This window comes from Paenibacillus sp. FSL H7-0940 (assembly GCF_037979415.1).
Classification (GTDB): Bacteria; Bacillota; Bacilli; order Paenibacillales; family Paenibacillaceae; genus Paenibacillus; species Paenibacillus amylolyticus.
On sequence record NZ_CP150280.1, the window covers coordinates 1,002,994 to 1,028,380 of the forward strand.

General features: G+C 43.0%; 18 protein-coding genes and 1 pseudogene. 15 read left to right on the forward strand and 4 right to left on the reverse strand.

Going from position 1 to position 25,387, the window contains the following annotated elements; genetic code table 11:
* Positions 1–473: 473 nt before the first annotated feature.
* The 6 genes from MHB71_RS04260 to MHB71_RS04285 all read left to right on the forward strand — a co-directional run bounded on the left by MHB71_RS04260 (position 474) and on the right by MHB71_RS04285 (position 7,584).
* Positions 474–1,658 (forward strand): LLM class flavin-dependent oxidoreductase, encoded by a 1,185-nt coding sequence (locus MHB71_RS04260; protein ID WP_340030126.1) that lies wholly within the window; start codon positions 474–476, stop codon positions 1,656–1,658.
* A gap of 228 nt (positions 1,659–1,886) precedes the next feature.
* Positions 1,887–3,161: an extracellular solute-binding protein gene (locus MHB71_RS04265; RefSeq protein WP_340028898.1), complete on the forward strand. Its 1,275-nt coding sequence runs from the start codon at positions 1,887–1,889 to the stop codon at positions 3,159–3,161.
* A gap of 3 nt (positions 3,162–3,164) precedes the next feature.
* On the forward strand, positions 3,165–4,037 hold the full coding sequence (locus MHB71_RS04270; protein WP_017687487.1) for a sugar ABC transporter permease: 873 nt from the start codon (positions 3,165–3,167) through the stop codon (positions 4,035–4,037).
* Positions 4,038–4,086: 49 nt separating this feature from the next.
* Positions 4,087–4,902 (forward strand): carbohydrate ABC transporter permease, encoded by an 816-nt coding sequence (locus MHB71_RS04275; protein WP_340028899.1) that lies wholly within the window; start codon positions 4,087–4,089, stop codon positions 4,900–4,902.
* Between the two features lie 113 nt (positions 4,903–5,015).
* Entirely contained in the window at positions 5,016–6,233 is a 1,218-nt protein-coding gene (locus tag MHB71_RS04280; protein WP_036614537.1) for an MFS transporter, read from the forward strand.
* Positions 6,234–6,513: 280 nt separating this feature from the next.
* The gene (locus MHB71_RS04285) at positions 6,514–7,584 is read left to right on the forward strand and encodes a cell wall hydrolase (RefSeq protein ID WP_340028900.1); all 1,071 of its coding nucleotides are present in this window, start codon (positions 6,514–6,516) and stop codon (positions 7,582–7,584) included.
* Positions 7,585–7,685: 101 nt separating this feature from the next.
* Here the strand turns inward: MHB71_RS04285 and MHB71_RS04290 are convergent, their stop codons facing one another.
* Positions 7,686–8,456 carry a hypothetical protein gene (locus MHB71_RS04290; protein ID WP_340028901.1) on the reverse strand — a complete coding sequence of 257 codons (771 nt, stop codon included), beginning with the start codon at positions 8,454–8,456 and terminating at the stop codon, positions 7,686–7,688.
* Positions 8,457–8,687: 231 nt separating this feature from the next.
* Between MHB71_RS04290 and MHB71_RS04295 the strand changes: the two genes are divergently transcribed.
* From MHB71_RS04295 to MHB71_RS04305, 3 genes are all read left to right on the forward strand, one after another.
* A complete protein-coding gene (locus MHB71_RS04295; RefSeq protein WP_076250931.1) occupies positions 8,688–8,972 on the forward strand; it encodes a DUF3139 domain-containing protein in 285 nt (94 codons plus the stop codon).
* A gap of 118 nt (positions 8,973–9,090) precedes the next feature.
* Positions 9,091–9,843 carry a peroxide stress protein YaaA gene (gene yaaA, locus MHB71_RS04300; RefSeq protein WP_340028902.1) on the forward strand — a complete coding sequence of 251 codons (753 nt, stop codon included), beginning with the start codon at positions 9,091–9,093 and terminating at the stop codon, positions 9,841–9,843.
* A 397-nt stretch (positions 9,844–10,240) separates the two neighbouring features.
* A complete protein-coding gene (locus MHB71_RS04305) occupies positions 10,241–11,119 on the forward strand; it encodes an SPFH domain-containing protein (RefSeq protein ID WP_340028903.1) in 879 nt (292 codons plus the stop codon).
* Between the two features lie 475 nt (positions 11,120–11,594).
* Here the strand turns inward: MHB71_RS04305 and MHB71_RS04310 are convergent, their stop codons facing one another.
* Positions 11,595–12,158, reverse strand: coding sequence for a DUF4879 domain-containing protein (locus MHB71_RS04310; protein ID WP_340028904.1), 564 nt, complete (start codon positions 12,156–12,158; stop codon positions 11,595–11,597).
* Positions 12,159–12,804: 646 nt separating this feature from the next.
* Here MHB71_RS04310 and MHB71_RS04315 point away from each other — a divergent pair.
* The 6 genes and pseudogenes from MHB71_RS04315 to MHB71_RS04340 all read left to right on the forward strand — a co-directional run bounded on the left by MHB71_RS04315 (position 12,805) and on the right by MHB71_RS04340 (position 21,656).
* Complete coding sequence (locus tag MHB71_RS04315) at positions 12,805–14,010, forward strand: WXG100 family type VII secretion target (RefSeq protein WP_340028905.1); 1,206 nt, start codon at positions 12,805–12,807, stop codon at positions 14,008–14,010.
* 19 nt (positions 14,011–14,029) lie between these two features.
* The gene (locus tag MHB71_RS04320; RefSeq protein WP_100527147.1) at positions 14,030–14,485 is read left to right on the forward strand and encodes a hypothetical protein; all 456 of its coding nucleotides are present in this window, start codon (positions 14,030–14,032) and stop codon (positions 14,483–14,485) included.
* A gap of 330 nt (positions 14,486–14,815) precedes the next feature.
* Positions 14,816–15,066 (forward strand): annotated as a pseudogene (locus MHB71_RS04325) (hypothetical protein).
* A gap of 733 nt (positions 15,067–15,799) precedes the next feature.
* A complete protein-coding gene (locus MHB71_RS04330; RefSeq protein WP_100527149.1) occupies positions 15,800–17,239 on the forward strand; it encodes an ATP-binding protein in 1,440 nt (479 codons plus the stop codon).
* A gap of 270 nt (positions 17,240–17,509) precedes the next feature.
* A complete protein-coding gene (locus MHB71_RS04335; protein WP_340028906.1) occupies positions 17,510–21,262 on the forward strand; it encodes an AAA domain-containing protein in 3,753 nt (1,250 codons plus the stop codon).
* A gap of 112 nt (positions 21,263–21,374) precedes the next feature.
* A complete protein-coding gene (locus MHB71_RS04340; RefSeq protein WP_340028907.1) occupies positions 21,375–21,656 on the forward strand; it encodes a DUF6809 family protein in 282 nt (93 codons plus the stop codon).
* 133 nt (positions 21,657–21,789) lie between these two features.
* On the opposite strand, the gene MHB71_RS04345 is transcribed toward MHB71_RS04340, so the two are convergent.
* Together MHB71_RS04345 and MHB71_RS04350 are read right to left on the reverse strand one after the other, a co-directional pair.
* Entirely contained in the window at positions 21,790–23,157 is a 1,368-nt protein-coding gene (locus MHB71_RS04345; protein WP_340028908.1) for a right-handed parallel beta-helix repeat-containing protein, read from the reverse strand.
* A gap of 553 nt (positions 23,158–23,710) precedes the next feature.
* Positions 23,711–25,303 (reverse strand): catalase, encoded by a 1,593-nt coding sequence (locus MHB71_RS04350; protein WP_340028909.1) that lies wholly within the window; start codon positions 25,301–25,303, stop codon positions 23,711–23,713.
* Positions 25,304–25,387 lie beyond the last annotated feature (84 nt).

The window sequence follows — 25,387 nt, forward strand, 5'->3', positions numbered from 1 at the left end:
ACTTTTTGAACATGTATTTAAACCTATTATACAGGTGGGATTTATATATATTCAAGATCAGGAAGACCTAAATCTGAGAAAAGACCACAAAATGACAAAATAAAATTGCCGCGAAATGACATTGATCATAGACAAATCAATTGTTATGATGTCCATACCTATTAAACCAAGTTAATTAATCGGCATTTAGATGTTTACTTTGAAAATGAATTAGAAATTAGGCACACTTTAAAAATCAATTTCAACCAGTGCAAACGTAGTGGAGGGGACGAAATCGATTCTGAAGAAACGTAGTGTTCACCTTTATCTCCGGATTTCCCCTTAGAAAAGGGGATCAAAAAATCTGGAGATAACAGTGATCGTAAGAACGATTCGTAACCGGAACGGTCAAGTTGCAGAACAGTGATCTTTTTTTAACATGAGACTTTATTTATTCATAGAAGGGATTGACTTTTGTGAGCGAACAGGAAGATATGAAGTTTGGATGGTTTTTGCCTACAGCAGGGGATGGTAAGTATGTAGGGGTTGCTCCGGAGCGAGAACCAAGTTTGGATTATCTGGTCGATGTGGCACAGACGGCGGAGAAGGCAGGATTCGAATTTGTACTGATTCCGACAGGGGGAGCCTGTCTGGACGCGTGGGTGGTTGGCTCGGCTGTGATGAGTCACACGAAGACATTGCGTCCCCTTGTCGCCATTCGCCCGGGATTGGTTACACCTGTACTCGCTGCACGAATGGGAGCCGCACTGGATCAACTCTCTGGTGGTCGCGCCATGATCAATGTGGTGACAGGCAGTTCTGTTCGAGATCTGGAGGAACTCGGCGATCCACTGGCACATGCGCATGATGAACGGTATGTGCGGGCGAGCGAGTATATGGAAGTGATGAAGCGTTCATGGACCCAATCGACGGGACTGAATCTGACGGAGTTTGCAGGAAGTGGTTCAAAATCTGGCGCAGATGCACCCAGCAATCCCAATCCTGAATTCAACGGCCAGTATTATAATTTCAAAGGACAGGTAGGCATGCCGGAGACGGTGCAAAATCCGCATCCACCATTCTATCTGGGAGGAAGTTCTCCAATTGCCAAAAAGGTCGCTGTTGAACATGCGGATACGTTCCTTATGTGGGGCGAGCCTCATGACTGGATTCAGGAGCAGATCGAAGAGATTGAGGTCATCCGTCAGCAGGTGAAAGAGGAAACGGGACAAGATCGTCAGCTCCGTTACGGCATGCGTGCTCAGGTACTCATTCGGGATACCGAAGAAGAAGCATGGGCAGCAGCTTGGGAGATTATTAGCAAAGTACCACCAGAAGCGATCGAGAAAGCCAAAGCCGCTTTTGCCGAAACGGATGCAACCAACCAACGCAGACAAAACGAGTTACGTGAACTGTCCGAGAAGCAGCAGTTTGTCGTAGGTCCCAACCTGTGGACAGGCTTGTCCGTTGTGCGTTCCGGCGGTGCGATCCTTATTGTGGGTACAGCCGAACAGGTCGCAGAACGTTTAATGGAATATGGAGATCTGGGTGTTACAACCTTCATTCTGTCCGGTTACCCACATCTGGAAGAGGCCGAAATCTTCGGACGTACCGTGATGCCCATCATTAGCGAAAAATGGAAAACAAGACAGAAGCAGCATCAAGTTACTACTAACTAAGTTACTACCAACTAAAGTAAGAGCCCTTTTTTTACACTTTAACGGAGAGGGCAGAACCGATCTGAAGAAGCGGAGCGCTCGCCTTTATACCCGGATTTTAACCATTGAAAGAAATGATTCAAAGAAATCCGGGGATAACAGCGATCGGAAGATGGTACTGCACTCGAAGTGCCCCGTGTAAAAACTTTCGTGCAACTTACATTAATCATCCTCAGGAGGTCGTCTTTCATGAAAAAAAATAAAAAATTAATCCTGCCGCTTGTCAGTATGCTGGTGATGTCCATCCTGCTGTCAGCTTGCGGCGGTGGGGATAACGCGTCCTCTGGAGAGAACGGCTCCTCGGGTTCAGGCAAAGTGACCCTCAGCTTCATGCACTGGCGTGGAGAAGACGTGGAAGCACTGAATAAGAGCATTGACGCATTTGAGACAGCAAACCCGAACATCAAAGTGGAGATGCAGACGCTGCCCTCCGATCAATACCAATCCACCGTTCAATCCAAAATCAGTGACGGTTCGGTAGGGGATGTATTTGCATCCTTCCCGGGTGCACAGTTCGAAGCTTTCACGAAAGCGGGATTGTTCACGGATCTGACCGGATCATCCTTCCTGTCGGCCTACAATTCGAAGCTGATTGAATCAGGACAGCATGATGGCAAGCAATATGCGATCCCGTATCAACTCGTATATAACGATCCAATTTATAATGTAAAACTGTTTGAACAATACGGCTTGACGCCGCCAACCGATTGGGAAGGCTTCCTGGCACTTTGCCAAAAGCTGAAAGACAATGGTATCATTCCGATTGCCTTTGCCGGAGCGGACATTGGCCCAGGGCAATTCATGAATACAATGGTGATGAACAATGCACCGAGTGACGACATTTTTACCAAAGTAGAAGCGGGCGAAGCCAAACTGACGGATGAGTTTTGGGTGAAAACGTTGACTCAAATCAAGGAACTGAACGATAAAGGTTACTTCCAACAGGATGCACTGGGTACAAAAGACCCTGCGGCTGGCGCACTGTTTATTCAAGAGAAAGCAGCGATGCTGGCAAGTGGATCGTATCAATTGGCTCAGAACAAGCAGCAGAATCCGAACCTGGAGCAAAAACTGCTTGCACCAATTACGGTAAGTGCAGATCAAGCGAAGTATGAAGGAGTGCATACCACTACGTTCATGCTCGCAGTGAACAGCAAGTCAAAACATCCGGAAGAAGCGAAGAAGTTCCTCGAATTCCTGAGCAATCCCGATGTAGCGAGTGACTATGCCAACCAAACGGGACAAAATGTAACGGTGAATGATGTGAAGTACGATACGCCTGAGCTTCAGGTAGCCGGAGAATGGGCAACCAAAAAGACCGTGTTCCAGCCACGGTTCACCATCCTGAACGGAGACAATCAAAAAGCAGTAACTAACTCCATCCAGGCTGTACTGAGCGGCACTTCTCCAGAAGAAGCAGCACAGCAGGCACAAGCGATCATTGATCAGCATATCGGGAAATAAACGATGAAAAACCGTCTTCAGCTATCCCTGTTTCTGATCCCCGGGTTGCTGCTGTACGTTGGATTGTTCGTATTTCCTACATTGACGGGGCTGTTCTACTCCTTTACGGATTGGGACGGGGTATCCCCGTCGTATGCATTTGTAGGGCTGGATAATTACAAGGACAGTCTCAGCAGCATCGTATTCCGCAAAGCCTTTGGCAACAACGTGGAGTTCATGTTAACGGTTGTTATTGCACAAACCTTTATTTCACTTGTCCTGGCTCTGCTCCTGGTACGCAATACCAAGACACGCATTGTGCTTCGGGCATTGTATTTCCTGCCTGCGATTCTGTCCTCCGTATCGGTCGGACTGATCTGGGCATTCATGTATGATCCATCCATTGGATTGATCAACTATGGACTGAATGAAGCTGGGATGAGCAGCATTGCTCGTAACTGGATTGGAGATCCCAAGATCGCCATCTATTCCATCGCTGCGGTACAGGTATGGGCCCATGCCGGCCAGATGATGATCGTATTCATCGCAGGTCTGCAAGGCATTCCGGCAGAACTGTATGAAGCGGCTCGTATGGACGGCGGCAGCAAATGGCAGGTATTCCGTACCGTGACCTGGCCGCTGCTGGCACCTTCGGCAACGATTGTTGTGGCCTATACGACGATTCAGTCGTTCAAGGCATTTGACCTCATTTTTACCATGACAGACGGAGGCCCGAACTACGCAACTGAAATTCTGACAACATATATCTATCATACCGCCTTTGGCAGCTATTCATTTGGTCTGGCTTCTGCCGGTTCCATGATCTTCCTGGTGTTGCTCGCGCTCTTGACGCTGTTGCAGTTCAAGGCACTGCGTGCTGACCGGGTAAGTTATTGAGGTTGATGTTGGAGCATTCATCCTGCAACTGAGGCAGAAGGGAGTTCACATGTTTTTAAAATGGTTCAATCGCCTGATCTTATTGGTGTACGCGCTGCTGATTCTTGTGCCGCTGTACTTTGTATTTGTATCCTCGTTCAAAACAAGCAGCAACTTCTTCACCAGTCCATTCAGCTGGCCGGACCCGTTTACGTGGGATAACATCACTGGCATGTTCCGCAATCAGCCGATGTGGCAATATTTCGGAAACAGTCTGGTCGTGACGCTTGGCACGGTTGCAATTGAGTTGTTGCTGAGTAGCATGATTGCTTACGCCATTGTCCGCTGGGGCGGTAGTGTAGGTAAAATCGTGTTTGCTCTGTTCGTAGCCGGTCTGATCGTTCCTTCCCAGGTGAGTATGCTGCCGATCTATTCTCTCACGCGTACACTTGGGTGGTCGGACAGTCTCACGGGATTGATTGTGGTATCTGCCGCGATGCTGATGCCTGTCTCTGTATTTATGCTGACAGGTTTCATGCGCATGCTCAATTCGGAGATTCTGGAAGCGGGCAGTATGGATGGAGCAAGCGAGTGGAGACTCTATACGCGGATTGCACTGCCACTGGCTGCACCTTCGCTGGCGGCAACGGCTACGTTCCTGCTCGTCATGGTCTGGAATGACTTGCTTATTCCGATGCTGATGCTCAGCAGTAAGTCCAAGCTCACTTTACCGCTCGCACTTATGCAGTTCCGCGGGGAATACGTGACGAACTATCCGATGATGCTTACGGGTGTGCTGGTAACGACCATTCCGATGATCGCGTTGTTCCTTCTGCTCCAGCGTTACTTTGTTGCAGGTCTGACAGCGGGTTCACTCAAGGGGTGAGGTATCGCAGAAATCGGAAGGAAAAGCTTATTTTGCATTGATTTCTGGAGCATTCTGCATAATAATGATTTAGTGTCAGAATGACTACATAGAGATCAAGGGAGCTATAAGTGATGAGCAAACTGGAAGTATTGCGGAATCCCAAGCAGCGCAAGCTGCTGTTCAGTGCCGGCATGAGCTGGCTGTTTGATGCGATGGAAGTTGGTATGATCTCCTTTATCGTGGCTGCACTTGCCAAGGAATGGAGTCTCAGTCCCGGACAAGTCGGTGTGCTTACGAGTATTAACTCCATCGGTATGGCATTAGGTGCTTTGCTTGCAGGTGCACTTGCGGACCGTTTTGGACGGAAGGCCATTCTGATGTGGACCTTGTTAATCTTTACCATTGCAAGCGGTCTGTCTGCACTGGCGACCGGATTCGCCGTATTGTGTGCACTGCGCCTGGTTGCTGGTATCGGACTTGGCGGAGAGTTGCCCGTTGCATCCACACTGGTATCGGAGTCGATGCCTACAGCGGAACGGGGACGTGCCGTTGTATTATTGGAAAGTTTCTGGGCAGGGGGCTGGATTGTATCAGCACTCATTGCCAACTTTGTTATCCCGGAGTACGGATGGAGAATTGCCTTTGCCATTGGAGCGCTTCCGGCGTTCTATGCACTGTATCTGCGTCGTGCCATTCAGGACCCGCCGCGGTACAAGAATCATACCAAGCTTCATAAAATCACGTTCCGCGAGAAAGTGGCTACCGTCTGGTCGGCACCACATCGCCGTACAACGTTGATGCTCTGGATTTTGTGGTTTACCGTCATTTTCTCTTATTATGGAATGTTTCTGTGGCTGCCTTCGGTTGTGATGGCAAAAGGATTCACGTTGGTTAAAAGCTTTCAATACGTGCTGATCATGACGATTGCACAGTTGCCAGGTTACTTCACCGCTGCGTACTTTATTGAACGTTACGGTCGCAAGTTCGTACTGGTTGTGTATCTTACCTTGACTGCATTCAGTGCGATTGCGTTTGGACTGGCAACAACGGAAGCGACAATCCTGACCGCTGGGATCTGTCTTTCCTTCTTCAATCTGGGAGCCTGGGGTGGTCTGTACGCCTACAGCCCGGAATTGTATCCAACTTCCGTTCGTTCGACAGGTGTTGGACTTGCCACATCGGTTGGCCGAATCGGTGGGGTGCTTGCTCCATTAATGGTCGGTATGCTGGTTCAGCGCGAAGTGGCAATCAGCCTGATTTTCACGATTTTCTTCGTGACAATCCTCATTGGCGCAGCGGCTGTACTGTTCTGGGGCCGGGAAACGAAGGGTCAGGAACTTGCTGAGTAATTGTCAATAAATACAACGCAACTTTCGTACAGGTCTGCCTGCCTACGGAAAAACGGGTTGGACAAGCGGTATATGGTTGATACAAGAAGGGGCATGACCATGGTGTGACCATGGGCTCATGCCTCTTTTTGTTATGTTCAGCTTCGTTTTTTCACTGCGTCATCGGTCCGATAGACTTCATATTTTCTATATCCTATAATGACACTCGGGATGTCCAACCGTGAGGATTCAGGAGGAAGATGTGGGATCTGGATTCAGAAAAGTGGAGGGTAACGAAAAGATGAAGATCAAGCGTGAAATGGATCAAATGCGTGAATTCAATGAAAACAATACGATGGGTGAAGCGACTCGAGCGAATAGCATAAATGGAAGCCACAACAACGTGATTGACATGGTGCGAGTACATGGGAATAACAACATACATGTAATGTACAGCGATAATAACATTAATGGACGTAGTGAGATAAACGGAATGTATGATGTGTATGTTGTGGATGAAAGTAAACCTACGAAAGAGATGGAGGTCACCAATATTATGAATAACATGACGATTACGAAAAATATGGAGTACACGGGCAGTGAGGATGTACGGATTAGAGTCGGTAGCACAAATGAGGGGTCTGATATGCAGTTGGGTGCTGACTTCATAGAGCCTATCACCGTTAGTCGAAAAGTAACCCATCGGAGAGGGAGAAAGGCAGGCAAAAGAGCAGGACGAGTGGGTATGCTTCTCGGTACTTGTGCGATGGCTGTCGGGTTGACCGTAGCAGCACCTTCTGCGGGGGCACAGAAGCTGGAACAAGGCGTTCGCAGTGAACATGTGCTGCAATTGCAGGAGCAATTAAGTGACCTGGGGTATTTTGATGCGGGAATGACCGGTTATTACGGTTCGATTACCAAAAGCGCTGTCCGCGAGTTCCAGCAGGCGCAAGGACTCAGTGCGGATGGAGTTGCAGGTCCGGCAACACTGAACAGACTGAACAAAAAGGCCAAAGCCGAAGGCGAGACACTGCGCCAGTTGGCGAAGCTGATCCATGGTGAAGCGCGCGGAGAATCTTTTGAAGGGCAGGTCGCTGTAGGAGCGGTTGTCATGAATCGTGTGCATTCGGATTTATTCCCGTCATCGATCTCGAAGGTCATTTTCCAGAAAGGTCAGTTCACGGCGGTGGACGATGGCCAGTTTAATACCAAGCCGACGGCGACCTCTTATAAGGCAGCACGCAAAGCATTAAATGGTGTTGATCCGACGAATGGAGCGCTGTATTATTACAATCCGAAGATTGCGACTTCGGTATGGAGTAAGAGCAGGCCAACGTTGCTGACGATTGGTCAGCATGATTTTACGAGATGAGATAGTTTGAGATATTAAATAAATCAAAGGCATCCTTTTAAAACAACAAGTGACCCCGGCTGTATGCTGCTCATCTGCAGGTACGTGACCGGGGTTTAATATTACTTCTGGAACGTGAAAGGAATATTTAACGAAGTAGGCTCTACAATGGTTTCTCCAGTGTCGTAGTCATAGATTCTATTGAAAACCAATTCAATGGATTCCAGCTTGTCGGGGTCATCTGTATAGACTAAACCATAGCCCATGTTATCCATGACTACACCGTCATATTGATGATAAACATAGGGTTTCCTCATGAAATTACGGTCTGCTGAAATTGGTTTACCCGTGTTCGGATGAATGGAATTCAAACCGTAAAATCCGATATTTTGATCCGTTGTATTTTCTACACTGTAGATGATTTTGATATACGTCATATCAGGACCAATATCTTCTTGGTTCAGAATAGAAATGTTTTTACGAGTATCATTTGGTATATCACTAGCTTCTAATAATTGTACATCCATCATGTGAATAGTTAATGGGCCGAATTCAATACTTTGCTTCAGAGGGACAGTTTTTAACAATTTTAAATGTCCGCCATAATCAAATGTACCTGTATCTCCGGATTTGGATAGAAGTGGTGGTAGTGCGCTTTCAAGAAGCTTGTCTTGTAGAATTTTAGCAGCCTGCTCAAATTGATTATAGTCTGGATCATATCCTTTGTATGTTCGTTCAGAACGGAAAGGCTTTAAACCGGATTCCAAGACTAGTTCAGAATAAGCAGGATGAGGTTGTAACGGATTGACTTGAAGTTGTGTAGATGTGGCATCATTGGAGCTGTCTGAACCGCCCAACAGTGCGAGAGCGAGCAATAGATGAACAATAAACATAAGAAGCGGCACCCTTTCTCATAGACCCTACTAATTTAAATACATTTTATTTATAATCATAACAAACCAGATCATAGTCACCCATGAGAATTTCGACCCAACTTCAGGTAATAGCATATTGACAAGTTTTGATCTGATCTAGTAGCAAGGGCCTATTCTAGATAAGGTGGTTCAATCAGATTGGAGAAATTCGGATTATTAGTATATAAATTAAAGTCAGGGTGAGTAAAAATGAAGTTGCTAAAGACCTCATTAGTTATAGTTCCACTAGTGGTCATCGCTTCTTTTACATGGTATGGCTCTTATAAGAGTGATATGAAGCAGCTGGAGGATGACTTGAGAACATATTTAACCGCCGAAAAAGGAATAGATGGAAATAAGATTATAAGCATCACTGCTCGTCGAAGCAAAATGCCGATGTATCCTGTTGTCGTCAAATTCAAGGACAATCCGCAGGAATATATCTACTATAGAGCAGATGAATGGATTCAGCTGACGCCTGATCCGCATGAATAATTCAATCATACGTACTAAGATAATAGAGGATAATATGCAACACCATTGGATTTACCCATCCAATCCTGTACAATGAATAACGACAAAAACAAAGGTAGATTAAGGATGGATTAGCACGATGAAAATTATAATATCACCAGCTAAAAAGATGAAGATCGACACCGATTTGATGGCTATCGCGCAGATGCCGCAATTTATACATGAGTCAGAACAGCTATTGAGTCTGCTTCAAAAGTTATCCTATGACGAACTGAAAGTGATGTGGAAGTGTAACGATGCAATCGCTGAACAGAACGTGGAGCGGATTCGGAATATGAATATAAGAGCAAATCTTACGCCAGCCATTTATGCCTACGAGGGCATTCAGTATCAATATATGGCACCGGGCGTTTTTCAAAATGAGGAACTGGCGTATCTTCAGCAGCATTTACGCATATTATCCGGTTTTTATGGCATTTTACGGCCCTTGGATGGCGTTACGCCGTATCGGTTGGAGATGCAGGGTAAGCTGCAAGGTCCAGGTTTCAAATCGCTCTATCAATTCTGGGGCAGCAAATTGGCGGATCAACTTCAATCTGAAAGCAATTGTATTCTAAATTTGGCTTCCAAAGAGTATAGCAAGAACATCACGCCTTTCCTGAAGGAGGAAACCCGGTTGATCACTTGTGTATTCGGACAAATGGTCGATGGGAAACTTGTTGAAAAGGCAACCCGGGCCAAGATGGCTAGAGGTGAGATGGTACGATATATGGCTGAGCGGAAGATTACAGATGTGGAGGATATAAGAGACTTTGATCGGTTAGGTTTTGTTTTTTCAGAAGAGAAGTCGGATGAGTGTACTTATGTATTTATATATTCAGAGGGACAGTAGCCTGTTGCACAATGGTTTATAAATTTTGGTTTGTATAGGTTACGCATTCGTAAAATGCCATCAAATAATTTGATGGCTTTTTTTTTGTAAGACTAAGGCAGTCTTGTTCGGAATATGTTTGTATCTACAGAGGTCTACAGGAAGTGACGCCGAATATCCTTGAAACCTAATATGAATTTACAAAGTATATATAAAGAAGGATATAATTAGTTGTTATTTATAAATTTGTACTCGGTTACATCCAAAGAGGGGAGGACGAATATGCCATTTATTGGGGGAATCATTTTAATCTTGATCCTAGCATTTATTCTATGGGCATTAATGATCCCGCTATTCAATAAAATAGGTAGTAGAATTCTGAAGAAATACAATAAATTCAAACAAGAGGAGAATGGTGATGAAAAATTCAAAGACGTTTAGAGTAGGGGCAATTACAGTTGCATTCGTTATTATTGTAGGAGTATTACTGGTGACCTTCTTTTTAACACGAATTCCTAATGGATATGTTGGGGTCGTTTATTCACCCAATGGAGGCGTAAAAGATAGCACACTGAGTCAAGGGTGGAAACTCGTTGGAGCGTTTGATAAAGTGACGAAATATCCGATCCGAATTCAAACGGTGGAATACAGAGATATTCAGATTGCTACTTCTGACGGGAAAAACATCACAATCGATTTTGCTTACAACTACCAAGTAGAACCAAGTAAAGTATCTTCTATCTTTAATACATTTGGGCCAATTAGCATTCAAGAAATTGAGGATACATATCTCAAAACACGTTTCCGTGACGCAGCTCGTAAAGGTATCTCCAAGTTTACAGTCATTGATGTGTATGGTGAAAAGTCATCCGAAGCAGGAGTAGACGTGCAACAACGTTTTTCTGATGACGTTAAAGATTTAGGCTTTATTGTATCAAACGTTACTGTAGGTGTTCCTCAACCTGACGCCAAGACTCAGGAAGCAATCGATAAGCGTGTCGAAGCTTCTCAAGAACTTGAACGTAAAACGACTGAACTTGAGATCGCCAAGAAAGAAGCAGATCGTAAGCGCGTGGAAGCGCAAGGTAATGCAGACAAACTATTGATCGAAGCAGAAGGTCAGGCTAAAGCAAATAAAGAGCTTCAACAATCATTATCGAGTCAACTCGTTGAATATGAAACCATCAAGAAATGGGATGGAGCCCTTCCATATGTAAGTGGGTCAAATACGCCAATGATTCAATTGCCGACTACAAAAACAGAGCAAAATAGCAGCGCGGGGAGCGTATCTCCCTAATTTAACGGTTGAAAATGCACGCTTTGCTTTCTCAACAAATTAATATGTTAAATTCGAATGAACAAGCTGGTCCAATCGTGGGCTGGCTTGTTTATTTTTGATGCATTTCAGAGGTACGACAAGAGGCACTGGATTCATTTAGTCTAAAATGTGGATTCAAGAGTAGTACGAACGTGGCATTGTTGGGCTACAAGTTCAGGCTTGTTGTGGCAAAAAGATACTCGGCATTGCCTTGGCATTTTTGCTCGGCTACTGCTCTTAGGGTAACGTCACAATGAGAAAAGGCGCAGGGAAGCGTGTCCCTGCGTCTGATCAAGCTAACGTAATTGTTAGCAGAAGAATGAGCTATTATTTCCTATTAGGGTGCGATCCGATTCGTATCCAAAGCTGATGAGTTTTTGGGCTTACTTCCCGTATTCCTCATGATAGAACCAGGATAGCCAATTCCTCCGATATACATATTACATCCTTCCTGTTAACGAACATTAATCCAAGCGGTCCACTGTGTTGGAATATTAATGGAATAGACCGTACCTACAAATTGTCCGCCTGTACTAGGCGCTTCATAAACCCAAGAATAGGCCCAAGCATCTACAACACGATCACCGTCCAGATCAATAGCTTCAGACCAGTTGTTTGTCATTGTATTGCTGGCGAGTGTGCCGTAGTGACTGCTGTCATAACCGATCTGGAAAGTAATACACTGAATCCAAGCCCCACCATGATCATTGGTCGTGGAGAGTGGGTTGTTATTGAAGCCGTAAATTTCTTGACCGCCATTAGGAGATACGACACCGTATACATTAATGTGAGATACTTTCGGAGCAGGCGCAAACAAAACTGGACCACCCGCATTATCAGCCTTCTGCGATTCAAATTCAGCCTTAGCTGCTTTCACAGCTTCACGGAATTCTTTGGAATTAATAATCTCTTCCTTTGTCATAGGCTTGGCTTGAGTTACGTCAGCGTCTGCATAAGCAGCTACATTAAACGAAAGTACTAGAACAAGAATAAGAGCTAAACTAAACAATTTTCTCATAGCAATAAATTCCACCTTTCTTGTTATGGGTATTCTTTTACAAAAACATGTGATTACGACAAATAGACCTGCTTGCAGATTAAAGCCTCTTGCCCTCCTCTCTTTTAAAGATGGTTCTTCCCCTTTTTTCTTTACTGAAAAAGAAATTAAGGAGGTAGAACTCTACAGGCTAGAAAACTCTATGAAGTAGGAATGTATATGTAAAATGAATGCCTGCCAATGATTATGTGTTGCAGACAAAATGTAAAACTCATTTATACGCATTGATATCTCAGCTATGATAGGCTCTGATACCCACCTTGAAAATATAAGATTCCAAAATAAATATTTAAATTGCAATATATTCCATTTATACAAACATATAGTACACCTAATCATCCGCACGAGTCAAGTTTCTTCATTAATACTATGATTTGTTAAAGTTTTCGGCTTGTTCTAGTAAAATGCCACAGTATCCTGTAGTCGTAAAAGGAAAACCCTCTGGAACATGTATACACCTACATAGAGATCGTATGGGCTGAGGGACGGATATAAATCATTCTGAGCGTGGATTCATGCAGTGAAATCAGGAGATTAGCCGGATGTAATTGCCATTAAACTTCTGCTAACATAGTTGTATCATATCTTAGATGAGCGGTGAAAATGGATGAATACCATTAAAGTTACCCCTGAACAGTTACATCACGTATCGAATCAAGTGGATCAGGCGAGACAACAATTGGAGCATATACGGGAGGATCTCACAAGACAGATCATGTTCCTTCAGCAGATGTGGCTAGGTGTGACGCAGGAGCGTTTTTATGATGAGTTTGCGCGGTCACGTCCTGTATTGCAGAAGGCGCTGGAAAGTATGGTGAACACCTCTAAGGAATTGAAGGATATTGCCACGCGATTTGAGAATGTTGATGCTGAAAAGGTGAGTCTTGGTAGTACTGTTGGCGCTGTAGGTGCGGGAGCAATGATGAAGACCTCAAGATATTATGCTGGTTCGGATGATAAGGGCTACCGGATGGCACAAGTCAATATGTTTGGGAAGCTGATGTGGATGCCTGTGAATGAGAATGGTGTTACGGATCAGGCAGCCCTGCAGGCATATAAGAAGGATCAGGGGCATTTGGATTTTAATCGGATGCAAGCTACGGATGCTGAAGTGCCAGGGGAAGATATTTATGCGATGCAGATCAAAGCTTTTGAAAATGGAATTCATCCCTTCACAGGCGAGCCTGTATCCGATAAGTATGCTCAGATGATGTTGACTTCTCTGAAGTTCAGCCAACTATTTATGGCATTTCAGATGGTTCGCGGGAGTATGCCGGGTGGCAAAGGACCTTTTCGGCTACCTTCTTCTCATCCAGCTGTGGCGAAGATTAAAAAGAATTTGGAAGCGGCTGAGGCGAGGAAAGCGAATGGGCAAAAGGGGAGTATTAAGGGTACGGGGCACAGTAGTTGGAAAATCAATGAGTTAAAGAATACTGAGGTTTTTAAAAAAGGAACTACAAGTAATGCATTGAATCATATCTTCGAGGGTGAAATAATAAAGGGACAAGCGGTTGGATTTCATTATGAAGGTATGCCAAATACCAAAGGGAAAGTTGTTGGGAATATTGATCCTCCTAATGAGTATGGTGTGTATAGAGCCAATGTAGAGGTAGATGGAATACTAAAAAAAGCGAAGACCACGTTCTTTTCGAAAGATTGGACACCACAACAAGTAATTGATGAAATAAATATAGCATTCGATAACAAAGTTCTTTTTAAAAATAATAGATATAGGGGGACTTCCAGTACAGGAGTGACTATTGAATTTGTTATAAAAAATGAGAAAATCACATCGGCTTATCCGTTGTATTAAGAAGATTGGAGATACGAACATGATTAAATACAGGTATACAATCGAATATAAAGAAGATTTCAACGAAGTTATCGTGGACTTAGGCATCGATTCATCATTAAAGAATGGTTATTTGATTAGTAATTCTTTGGGATCGGATATATTTGGAGACTTTGCCACGATCCAGGAAGAGATCGGAAACTTAATCGAATTACTGAAAGGGAAAATAACGTTATACGAAGGTGGAGGGAATGTGAACTTAATAAAATCTGATAAGTCTTTCACAACTTTTGAAGATATCTTTGCAGAAGAAGATGAAGAGGACAGTACATGTGAAATTGAAACATTAGAATATGTAAAGATACTATTGTTGTGGGCAAAAGAGAACTTTCAGTATAAAACCCAGCGAGGTGTTATCTTGAAAGAACAAGCGGAATTAGCATTAGAGTGGATAACCAAAAAATATATTGAGATCTCTGAGATTGAGAGTCAATAATCGCAAAAGATCGTTGACGATACTTATCGTTTATTAGAAAAGATTAATGTTGAGTTTCAAGATTCTTTCTGCCGATCCTATGTGTGATGATGATATATAAAAGATTGATCCTGTCGAATCCAATCAACCCGTCCTACTATGAATGGTTTACAGATTACCTTTTACAGTGTGGTCTCGATTGGCAGGAAGAGGCGAATAAGTTAACGGAACTTTATACGAAAGCAGATTTCCAACGTGCTTGCGATTCTGTACAAAAGATTGAGTGTGATAAGGATTATTGGGGTATATAAATGTCCAGACGTCATCTCAAATTGTTATGGAGGGAATGTAATGGCTTCGTTTGTATTATTGTTGAAAGATTATGAAGATGAGGAAAAGGTTATTTATCATTTTGGGCCGAATGAACAAATTATGGGAAAGATAGAGCAAATAAAAAGAATGAAACGATACAAGAAGTGACGCCAGTAGTAAATGCCAATAACGAGTCGAAATTTTATTTTGATAGAGCGGCTCAGAGATTGGCAATGTGTCTGAATCGTGAAAATGGACAATTTCCAAATAGAACAACATTTGAATTGTAAGAACAACGCAACCTCGATTGGTTATCCCACTTTCGAGGTTTTTTTTGATTTAAGTATATACGTCTAAAAGTCTAATTAGTTATTAAGTTTATTGATATGTAATGTATTTTAAACAGATCATGCTACGCTCTAAGCTTTACAAAAGTATCAGGGATCTTTTAGACACATCAGGGACGGTAGAAGATACAAGAGTTAAAGAACGAGTTATTTAGTGTCCTTAAAAAACTGGTGCAGTTATGAACGTGACCAACATAGAAGAATGTTAAAACAATTAAATTTACATCATCAGATGAGCAGAAAACGTATAAGTACAATCCCAAAGGAGGTATTAAGTAATTTAAAAGTGCTACCGAGTATCCTAAATTAAATATGAAGTTATCTGAAATTTGACTTTACAAAAAGAGAGTGGAAGGCTACATCGGCTAATTAATGATTCAAAATTGAATCTAGTCAACTCAAAAACTAACATGAGTAAGTACAGGCATATCATTGAACTTTACCAAGCCTAACCTTAACGTCTCAAAAATGGGAATCTTTACAGGAAGGTGTTTTGTGAATTAAAATACGAAAAGTAGGATTAGATTTTCTTCATTTGAATCACAGTTTATTACAGTATGAGTTGATGAAATGATCATCAGTGCATTGTAAGCTTTCATATTTTTGCTGGCAGTTGAGCCTCATTCATGACCATACATAACGACAATATGAAATATATCTAAGGAGGAGAACCATAATGGAAGTCGCACGTCAGTTTGACTTAAATATTGAAAAAGTACTTGAACATTGGACCCCTGCCTACGCTTTACGAGAACTAATTGCTAATGCCTTCGATGAATATTTACTATCAGAGACGTCTGTACCAAAGATTTACAAGGATGAGCAGGGAGCATGGCATATTCGTGATTTTGGCCGTGGTTTACGATATGAGCACTTTACACAAAACGAAAATAAGGAAAAGTTAAATAATCCTGAGATGGTTATTGGAAAATTTGGCGTAGGATTGAAGGATGCAATGGCTACGTTTGACCGTCAAAATATCCAAATCTTGATTCGTTCTCGTCATGCAGATATCACTATGGACAAGAGCAATAAGCATGGATTTGATGATATCGTTACCCTGCATGCTGTAATTCAGTCACCATCTGATCCTACCCTTGTTGGAACTGATGTAATTTTATACGGAGTCAACGATGAGGACATGGAACAAGCCAAAGATTTCTTTCTACATTTTTCAGGGGATGAAATATTAGAAAAAACGTCTTACGGTTCGGTTTTAAAACCAAAGAAAGAGAATAAAGCAAGAATTTATGTGAACGGGCTGTGTGTAGCCGAAGAAGAAAATTTCTTGTTTAGCTATAATATTACCTCTACCAATGCGGCGCTACGCAAAGCTCTCAACCGGGAGCGCACGAACGTCGGGCGCAGTGCTTATACAGATAGAGTGAAATCTATACTGCTTGCATGTACTGATTCAGTCGTTGCTAATGAAATGGCTGCGGATCTGAAAAATTACGAAACAGGTTATATTCATGACGAACTCCAGTGGACAGATGTCCAACTCCATGCATGTAAAATTTTAAATGCTAACGAAAATGTAATTTTTCTCACGCCTGACCAAATGAGGAATGGTGGTTCTTTAGTCACTCATGCCCTGGATGATGGTTACCGAGTTGTGGTCGTCCCAGAGTCCATTGCTTATAGACTTACAAAACTCCAAGACATAGAGGGGAGTCCTATTCGAGATTTAGAAGGTTATCGAGAAGAGTTTAATACAAGTTTTCATTTTACTTACATACCTGTCTCTAGTTTGTCAAAAGAGGAACAAAAGGTTTTTGCTGTAAAAGATTTAATCTTAAATTGGCTACCCAGTAGTCAGACAAAAAACATAAAAGAAATTAGAATCTCGGAGACGATGCGGGTTGATTATTCTGGTTTTGAAGCACTTGGATTGTGGGAACCTATAGAAAAGAAGATTACGATCAAACGGAGCCAATTACGTAATGTAATCGATTTTTCAGGCACTCTGTTACATGAAATAGCCCATGCGTATACTGGTGCAGATGATGAATCTTTAGAGTTTGAGAACGGATTAACTCAAATGCTTGGTCAACTAACATCCTATGCTATTAAAAATGAATCACCAAAGAAATTTTTAGGTTTATTTAAGTTGTAAAACGGATATCATTTAGGGTTATAATTGAATTGAAGATATTTGTCTTGTTACACAATGTTACTTGCACCTACAATTACGACTATGTGGCCCAGCTTATGCTGGGTCTAATTTTATGTAACTTGACGAGTCACCGTCTTCAGCTGTCAACGCTGTTGTCAGTGTACTACTTCTGATTACCTGTCAATTTTCTGTTCCTTTGCTGTTTGTTCAGTTTTCTTGTGTAATATAATACCATATTGATATAATTTCTGTTTTAAGGAAGTGAAAACATTGAAAGATCAGTTAGTGCATATGCGTGACAAGCTAAACAATATCAATAAACGTAATCGCTCTATTCGATTATTAAAGATTTATCAAAAATGGAGCTTTGACCTTTCTATGATAGATATTGTGGAAACAAAGCAAGAAACGGAATCAATTCTAAAGGGAATTTTAGAACAGAGGATCAAAGAAAAAATCACCTTACTGAAACCATCAATTGATAATGAAAAATCAATAAGTTTATCCAAAAAGCTTACAGACCTTTATCGTCAAATTAAAGCGACAGAAGATGAATCAGGTGTCCACGATTTATACTTAGGCTATCCATTTTTATCAGGAACTCTTTTTGATGGTACCTTTATTCAAGCCCCTCTTTTTTTATTTCCAATCCGATTAGAGAAAGACAACACAAAACTACAAAAATGGGTGATACAACTTGAAGAAGGTGGCCCACAGCTCAATAGAACGCTTTTCCTGGCCTTAAAGAAATTAAATCAACTTAATTTCCCAGAAGAGATTTTTGAAGAGGCTGTCTCAGTTGCAGGTTCTATGGATTTTAAAGAAGTTATCGATTTCTTAGGAAAGCAACAGCTAAAGGTCGAATATACAGAAACGGGGCTAAGTCGCTTAAAAGAGTACATGTCTAATGACATTCCAGAAGTAGCAAATATGACATTGCTGGAAAATGCAGTGATAGGAGATTTTCCGCAAGGAGGGTCAGCCATTGTTCGTGATTTTGATGAATTAATTCATTTAAATGAGACCAGCTCTCTTGCATTAGTGGGAAAAATGATTGATTTTAATAATAATTCTTTAAGGGATGAAGGGTTACTGGCTAATCCAGTCAAACTTGATGAGCGAGTTGATATTAAAGGTGACATTTTAAATGTATTGCAAAGTGATGGTTCGCAAGAGGAAATTATTCGAGAAGCCCGTTTTCAAAAAGGTCTAGTCGTCCACGGACCTCCAGGAACGGGTAAATCCCAAGTTATTGTAAATTTAATTACGGATGCTCTACATAGGAAGAAAAAAGTTCTTGTAGTCTGTCAAAAACGAGCTGCATTAGATGTAGTTTATCAACGGATGAATACACTGGGTTTAAGTGATCATATTGCTCTGGTGCACGATGAAAATATTGATCGAAAATTGCTTTATAAAAAGATAACGACAGTATTAGAGCATAACGATTTGCAATTTGCTGAAGCTGTAGAAGAATTAATAAACGTTACCTCCAGGCTGAATGAGCAAGAAAAATTACTTAATACAATCGCAAAAGCACTTTACGAAAAGCAACCGTTTGGTTACAGATTGTATGAACTTTATGGCCTATCCAATCCTATTATCGATTCGAACAAAATCATTTCGCTGCAAAGTGTTTCTGATCAGTTGGCGAAGGATTCTTTTCCTAAAATGACGGAGGCTATATTCACCTATGGAGAATGGTATGAGTTGTATGGAAAAGAACATTATCCGCTTCGTGATCGTAAAAGTTTTGCTGACTTTGATATAAAAAAGAAACTGGACACGATTAAAAAATTGGAAGATTTAATCGACAAAGCAAAAATAGCCATAGCTATTATCGAAAAGCTAGGTCTGATAAAGTTCACTCCTGCTTATGCTTGGGAAGTACAACAAAAGATAAACAAAATATACCCAGAACTTGATGGAGACCAAAAGCGTTCGTTTCTAGGGCTACGCTTATTCTGGTGGACCAGAATTACAGGCAAGTCCATTATTGATCAGATTCTGAATGGAGAGGTGTTCAAAGGGACGAATTCAAGCGAGTGGGTAAAGATTAAAAAGATTTTGAAGAACACGCACGATTTAGGCAAATTAACCATGACACTAACAGAAGAATTGAATGCATTACGTTCTATAGTTAAGGAAGAACATGTAGTCAGATTACAGGAGCGAGTAGCGGACGGCGATATCCCTTTAGAAGAATTAATCTTGTTTTTAGAATATTTCCAGCAAGATTTTGATGATTTGAAATCAATGGATACGTTCTGGAAGCAGTCCAGTAGTGAAATAAAAAGTGTTATTTTAGCGTTGCAGGAAAAAGAAGTCGATTATGAACAGTCGCTCAATAAGTTTTGGGTGGAAATTTTTAAAAATTCAGCATATGTACACTGGATTGATCAAATTGAAGCGAAATATCCCGATGTTCAAAAGATTTCTACAAATGAATTTAAGAGAATACGCCAATCATTTGCACAGTTATTGGAAGAGAAACGGAAAGTATCCGCAAAATATTTAATTAACGAATTAAAAAATCATGTGAATCTTTTACAGCTTAATAAAGGACAATTTACAAAAGAGTTAAAACATCAAACGGGTAAAAAGAGATTAATTTGGCCTCTTCGTAAGTTAGTAAACCAATTTAGCGATAACGTATTAGCAGATATTTTACCCGTTTGGCTGGCTTCGCCAGATGTGGTGTCTTCTATTTTTCCTCTTCAAGAGGGAATGTTTGATATCGTTATCTTTGACGAAGCTTCGCAATTAACCGTTGAAAGTAGTATGCCTTCTGTATACCGTGGTAAGCAAATCATTGTAGCTGGGGATGAAAAGCAACTTCAACCATCTAATTTGTTTAGATCCGGCTATGCAGATGACGAAGAAGATGACGAAGCAAAGTATGATGTCGACGAGTCTGTAAGCTTACTCAATCTAGCGAAAAGACGCTTTCCAGAAAAAATTTTACAGTGGCATTATCGTTCAAAATATGAAGAACTAATTAACTTCTCTAACCATGCTTTTTATAATGGGTATGTCCAAATTGCGCCAAACGTTACTCCGTTTAAGAAACCTCCTGCAATTGTCTGGAAGAAGGTAAACGGCAGATGGTTGAACCAATCGAACGAGGTCGAAGCCTTGGAAGTTGTTATGCAGTTGAAAAAGATATTAATCGAACAAGATCAAAAATCGGTTGGTATTATTACTTTCAACGCGAAACAACAGTCTAAAATTCTTGACGTGATTGATAAAACAGTATTAGAAGACGAAGAGTTCAGGGTACTTTACACAGAACAAATGGCTCGTGACTTAGATGAAAGGCTCTTTGTCAAAAATATTGAGAATGTCCAAGGAGACGAGCGAGATATCATCATTTTCTCTATCGCATACGCTAAAAATGAAGATGGTAAAGTGCATAACCGTTTTGGAACACTCAATCAAAAGAATGGTGAAAATCGACTTAATGTGGCGATTACACGTGCTAAGGAAAGTATAACAGTGGTTTCCAGCATTGAGCCTGAGGATTTAAATGTAGCCAATGCCTCTGAACCAGGTCCTAGGCTATTCAAAAGTTACCTAAAATATGCTAGAGCCGTGTCTGGAAATAAAAATGAAGATATCAAATCAGTGATCCAAGAGATCAATGAAACAATAAGCACGCAGACAGTTCAACAATCCGTGCAATTCGATTCTCCATTTGAAGAACAAGTGTATCAGCAACTCCGTAACTTGGGATATGTACTGACCACACAGGTAGGTATGTCGGGATATCGAATTGATATGGCAGTTGTCCATCCAAATGATTCTTCCAGGTATATTCTAGGTATAGAATGTGATGGGGCTATGTATCACAGTTCGCCAAGTGCTAGAGAACGTGATGTTTACAGACAAAGATATCTGGAATCAAGAGGCTGGATCATTGAGCGAATCTGGAGCAGAAACTGGTGGAAGAATCCTGTGAATGAAATAGAGAAAATAGATCAACGAATTAAAGAATTAGTTCGAAAGGGAGAGAGCAATTTCTAATAAGAGCTTAGTTTTTCTTCTGAATGAACTAAAGACTGATTTAGCGGATTTCCCGCTAAATCCCCATCTCACCTCATCCCTTGAGTTACAATCTTCCTGAGGTGACCTTACCATGAAGGATAACATGTCAAACCTGATCGAAGATTTGTTTCACGGAAACCTGCGGTTGGACGAGTCGATTCATCCTGAACAAACTGAGTATCAGGAGATCAATCGCCAGATATCGGACCTGATGCAGGACTACAAAACAAATCTCACAGATACAGAATACGATGCTTTGGAGCAACTGATAGACTTAATCGGACAATCCACATCTATGTATGTGGAAGCAGCGTTTGAGCAAGGTTTTCGCACAGGCGGTAGAATGATGATTGAGGTTTTAGCCAAGCCGTGACTATCTATCTACTTAGAAGCCAGCAGACATTACACAACAATTCAAAAATCCCCTCATCCATTACCACCGAGCAGGCTGGCATGGGAGAGGGGATTTTGCTTTTAAATTATTCCTTTATCTCAATAACTACTACCTACCGTGCCCCAATATTCTTACCCGATGGCGTACCTGAGCCAATCAGATCACTGCCACCCGCAAGCTTCAGGAAATTACCCAAGACAGGCGTTCCGTCCGCGCTGCGCGTTACCGAAGGCACGAGGGAGACAAAGTCGGCTGCGCTGGCGAGCAGGCCTTTGGCGTTCTCGCTTTTTTTGTTCTTCCACCAGACGTTGGTGCTGCTAACGTCGGTTCCGCTTGTTTTGTCGCTGGCACCGCCTTGGAAGGACAGGTTATTGGTGAAGATGTGGGTGCCTACATCAAAGGCAAAGTTGCTTTGCCCATTGTTCCAGGAGGTGTTATTTTTCATCTGGATCGAACCGGGATTGCTATTGTAGGTGAAGCCGTGCTTTTTATTGTTAAACGCAATGCTGTTCTCAACGATATGATTCACTGCAATCTTCTCGCCGCCGAGCTTGAAGCCGTTTCCATCACTGTTGGAGGTAGAAGTACCGTCTGCTGTTGCACCGTTCGCGTAGGCGATGCTGTTGCGGATCGTAACCGCGCCGATGGCACCTGTGTCCGTTTTGCTATACAGATCCCAGCCATCGTCCACGTTATAGGCCGCAATACAACCGTCGAAGACATTACCTGGGCCAACGGTCAGTTTGGCCGCAAAACCGTCTGCATCCTCGCCGTCATCCGGGTCATAGTTGTTGTGGGAGTAGGAACGAATCACTTCATTATATGCAGGCCATTCACTCTTGGCGGCTGTGGAAGCATAACGTCCCATTTGAATACCCGTATCCCGGTTGTGATGAGCTTCGATCTGCTCCAGACGGTTGTAACTGCCTCCGATGAAGATGCCGTTATCGCCCGCACCCTTCACCTCAAGCCCTTTGACGAACCAGTAGTCTCCGAACATTTGCAGTCCACGATTGGTGGAAGCGAAGGCTTGGGCTGAGAAATCAAAGACCGGTTTTTCCGATCCATACGCCACCAGGTTTTTACGTTGGCTCGATGTGCCGCTGTTGCCACGTTCAATGGTAATGGTCTGGGAGAAGTTATAGGTACCGCCGCGTAGATAGATCGTTTTGCCTGGTGCGATCTGGGTCAATGCGTTAGCCAGTGACGTTGGACTGTTCAGTGTTCCCGGATTGCTGGCTGAGCCACCAGGAGACACATACAGATCACCAGCAGCAAGTGCGATATTCGAAGTCGCCACCGATTCAGAGGGATTTTGCAAGCTGCTCTCGATCAGTTCCTCAGCACCGGCCGATCCACCACCAATTAATAATAGAGGGAACGCGGCACTCAGACAGATCTGGGCCATTTTGGATTTGAGGGAGCGTTCCTTCAGAGAACGTGCAGATACATGAGTGGATGTGGATGGGAATAATTTCATTACGTAAACCTCCTTGGTTAATTGGGAATAGAATGAAGAACATGTGGTATCCGTGTACCAGACCGTTACCTATGAGAGAGGTCATGCCGGCTGGTTAGATGTAATCTCTAGGACACAACTTTATGGTAAATGTTGTAAGCGTTATCATCAATAATCATCTGATCAGATGGAGGTACATGCAGGCAGGTCAGGCCTGCAGGCTTCCAATGCCTGTAATATCACGTGAATTATGTAATCTTTCCATTGGGTGATAGCTCTCATTTAACGAAGAATCATCTGAAATGAACGTAGAGAAGTACGCTTTTCCATCCTCAGAGTACCAGTTTTACTTATGATCCACTCCTATGAACTTCATTCAACCTAAAATAAATAGCAGCCTACATCCTGAAGTGGAGATTACACTCCAGCTAGTCATGAAAAAGCCCTGATAGCAGCTGCAACTGGCAACTTGACGATCAGGGCTATGTTTAATTCAGAACGTAATCTGCTTACTCAAAATACCCAAATGTACCAACAGTGTCAGACTCAGCGATCCAAACGCTGTCCATCCACCTTAATATCCGTCCGTCTCACGACTCTGTTTCTTCGCTTGCTCCACGCTTGGTTCATGTTTCGGTTGGACTGTCGCACTATCATCGGTTTGAACAGAGGCCAACCCTTCAGAGACGCGCCGACCGTAATCCGCATCCGCTTGGGTGAAGTAAGAGATCATACGCTCCCGGATATCCGGTTTGCATTGCGCCAAAGCCCCGACCATGTTGCTGATCAGCTCATCCCGCTCCCAATCTTCGAACGCCCGGTACGTATCACCGGCTTGACCAAAATCATTCGTACGTTCGATCTTCTCACGCACTAGCCTGCCCTCCACCAATGGTTCATGCTCCTTACCACGTGGCGCCGCTTCCTTTAGTCCACCGAGCGATGAAGGCTCATAGTTCACATGCGGATTTTGACTCGGCGCCCGATCCACTTGATACTGCATCTGCCCGCCGCTCTGATTGGTCGCCACCCGATTTTTCGGCGCATTCACAGGCAGTTGCAGATAATTCGCACCTACCCGGTGACGCTGGGTATCTGAATAGGAGAAGGTCCGTCCTTGCAGCAGTTTGTCATCTGAGAAATCCAACCCGTCCACCAAGACACCTGTGCCGAACGCCGCTTGCTCCACTTCATTGAAATAATCTTCGGGATTACGATTCAACGTCATTTTGCCCACAGGTAGAAAAGGAAACTGCTCCTGCGGCCACAACTTGGTCGGGTCCAGCGGGTCGAAATCCAACTCCGGATGCTCGCCGTCTTCCATCACTTGAACGCACAGCTCCCATTCGGGATATTCCCCTTTTTCAATGGCGTGATACAGATCCAATGTCGCATGATTGAAATTCTGTCCCTGAATCTCGCTCGCGTCTTGTTGCAGCAGGTTGCGTATCCCTTGATTGAGCGGTTCCCAGTGATATTTGATGAGCACGCCCGTGCCTTCCTGATTGACCCATTTATATGTATTAACGCCCGAGCCTTGCATCTGCCGATAATTCGCTGGAATGCCCCATGGAGAGAAGAGGAATGTCACCATATGGGTAGCTTCAGGACTTAGTGATACAAAATCGAAAAACCGCTCCATATCCTGTGCATTGGTCAACGGGTCTGGCTTGAAGGCGTGTACCATATCCGGGAATTTCAGCGGGTCGCGAATGAAAAAGATTTTCAGATTGTTACCCACCAGATCCCAGTTGCCATCCTCGGTATAGAATTTTACAGCAAATCCGCGCGGGTCCCGCAGTGTCTCCGGTGAATGTCCGCCATGTATAACGGTAGAGAAGCGAACGAAAACGGGCGTTTGTTTGCCTTTTTCCTGAAATAGACGTGCACGTGTGTACTTCGATACTGGTTCATCCCCGGCTGTTCCATACGCTTCAAATACGCCATGAGCGCCAGCACCGCGGGCATGAACCACCCGTTCTGGAATACGTTCACGGTCGAAGTGAGTAATCTTTTCGAGAAAATGATAGTTCTCCAGCGTAGTCGGTCCCCGGCTGCCAACGGTTCGTACATTCTGATTGTCCGTAATGGGATGCCCTTGTCGATCCGTTAATGTCTCAGCTGATTTGTCTGAGGAATGCTCTGGTTGTGAAGACTGATGATTCATGGAGTGGAGCACCGCCTTTCCTTAAAGTGGATTCCTGTATATATTTTCCCTGAAAATTGGTTCTATACATTAAACCTCGCAAAT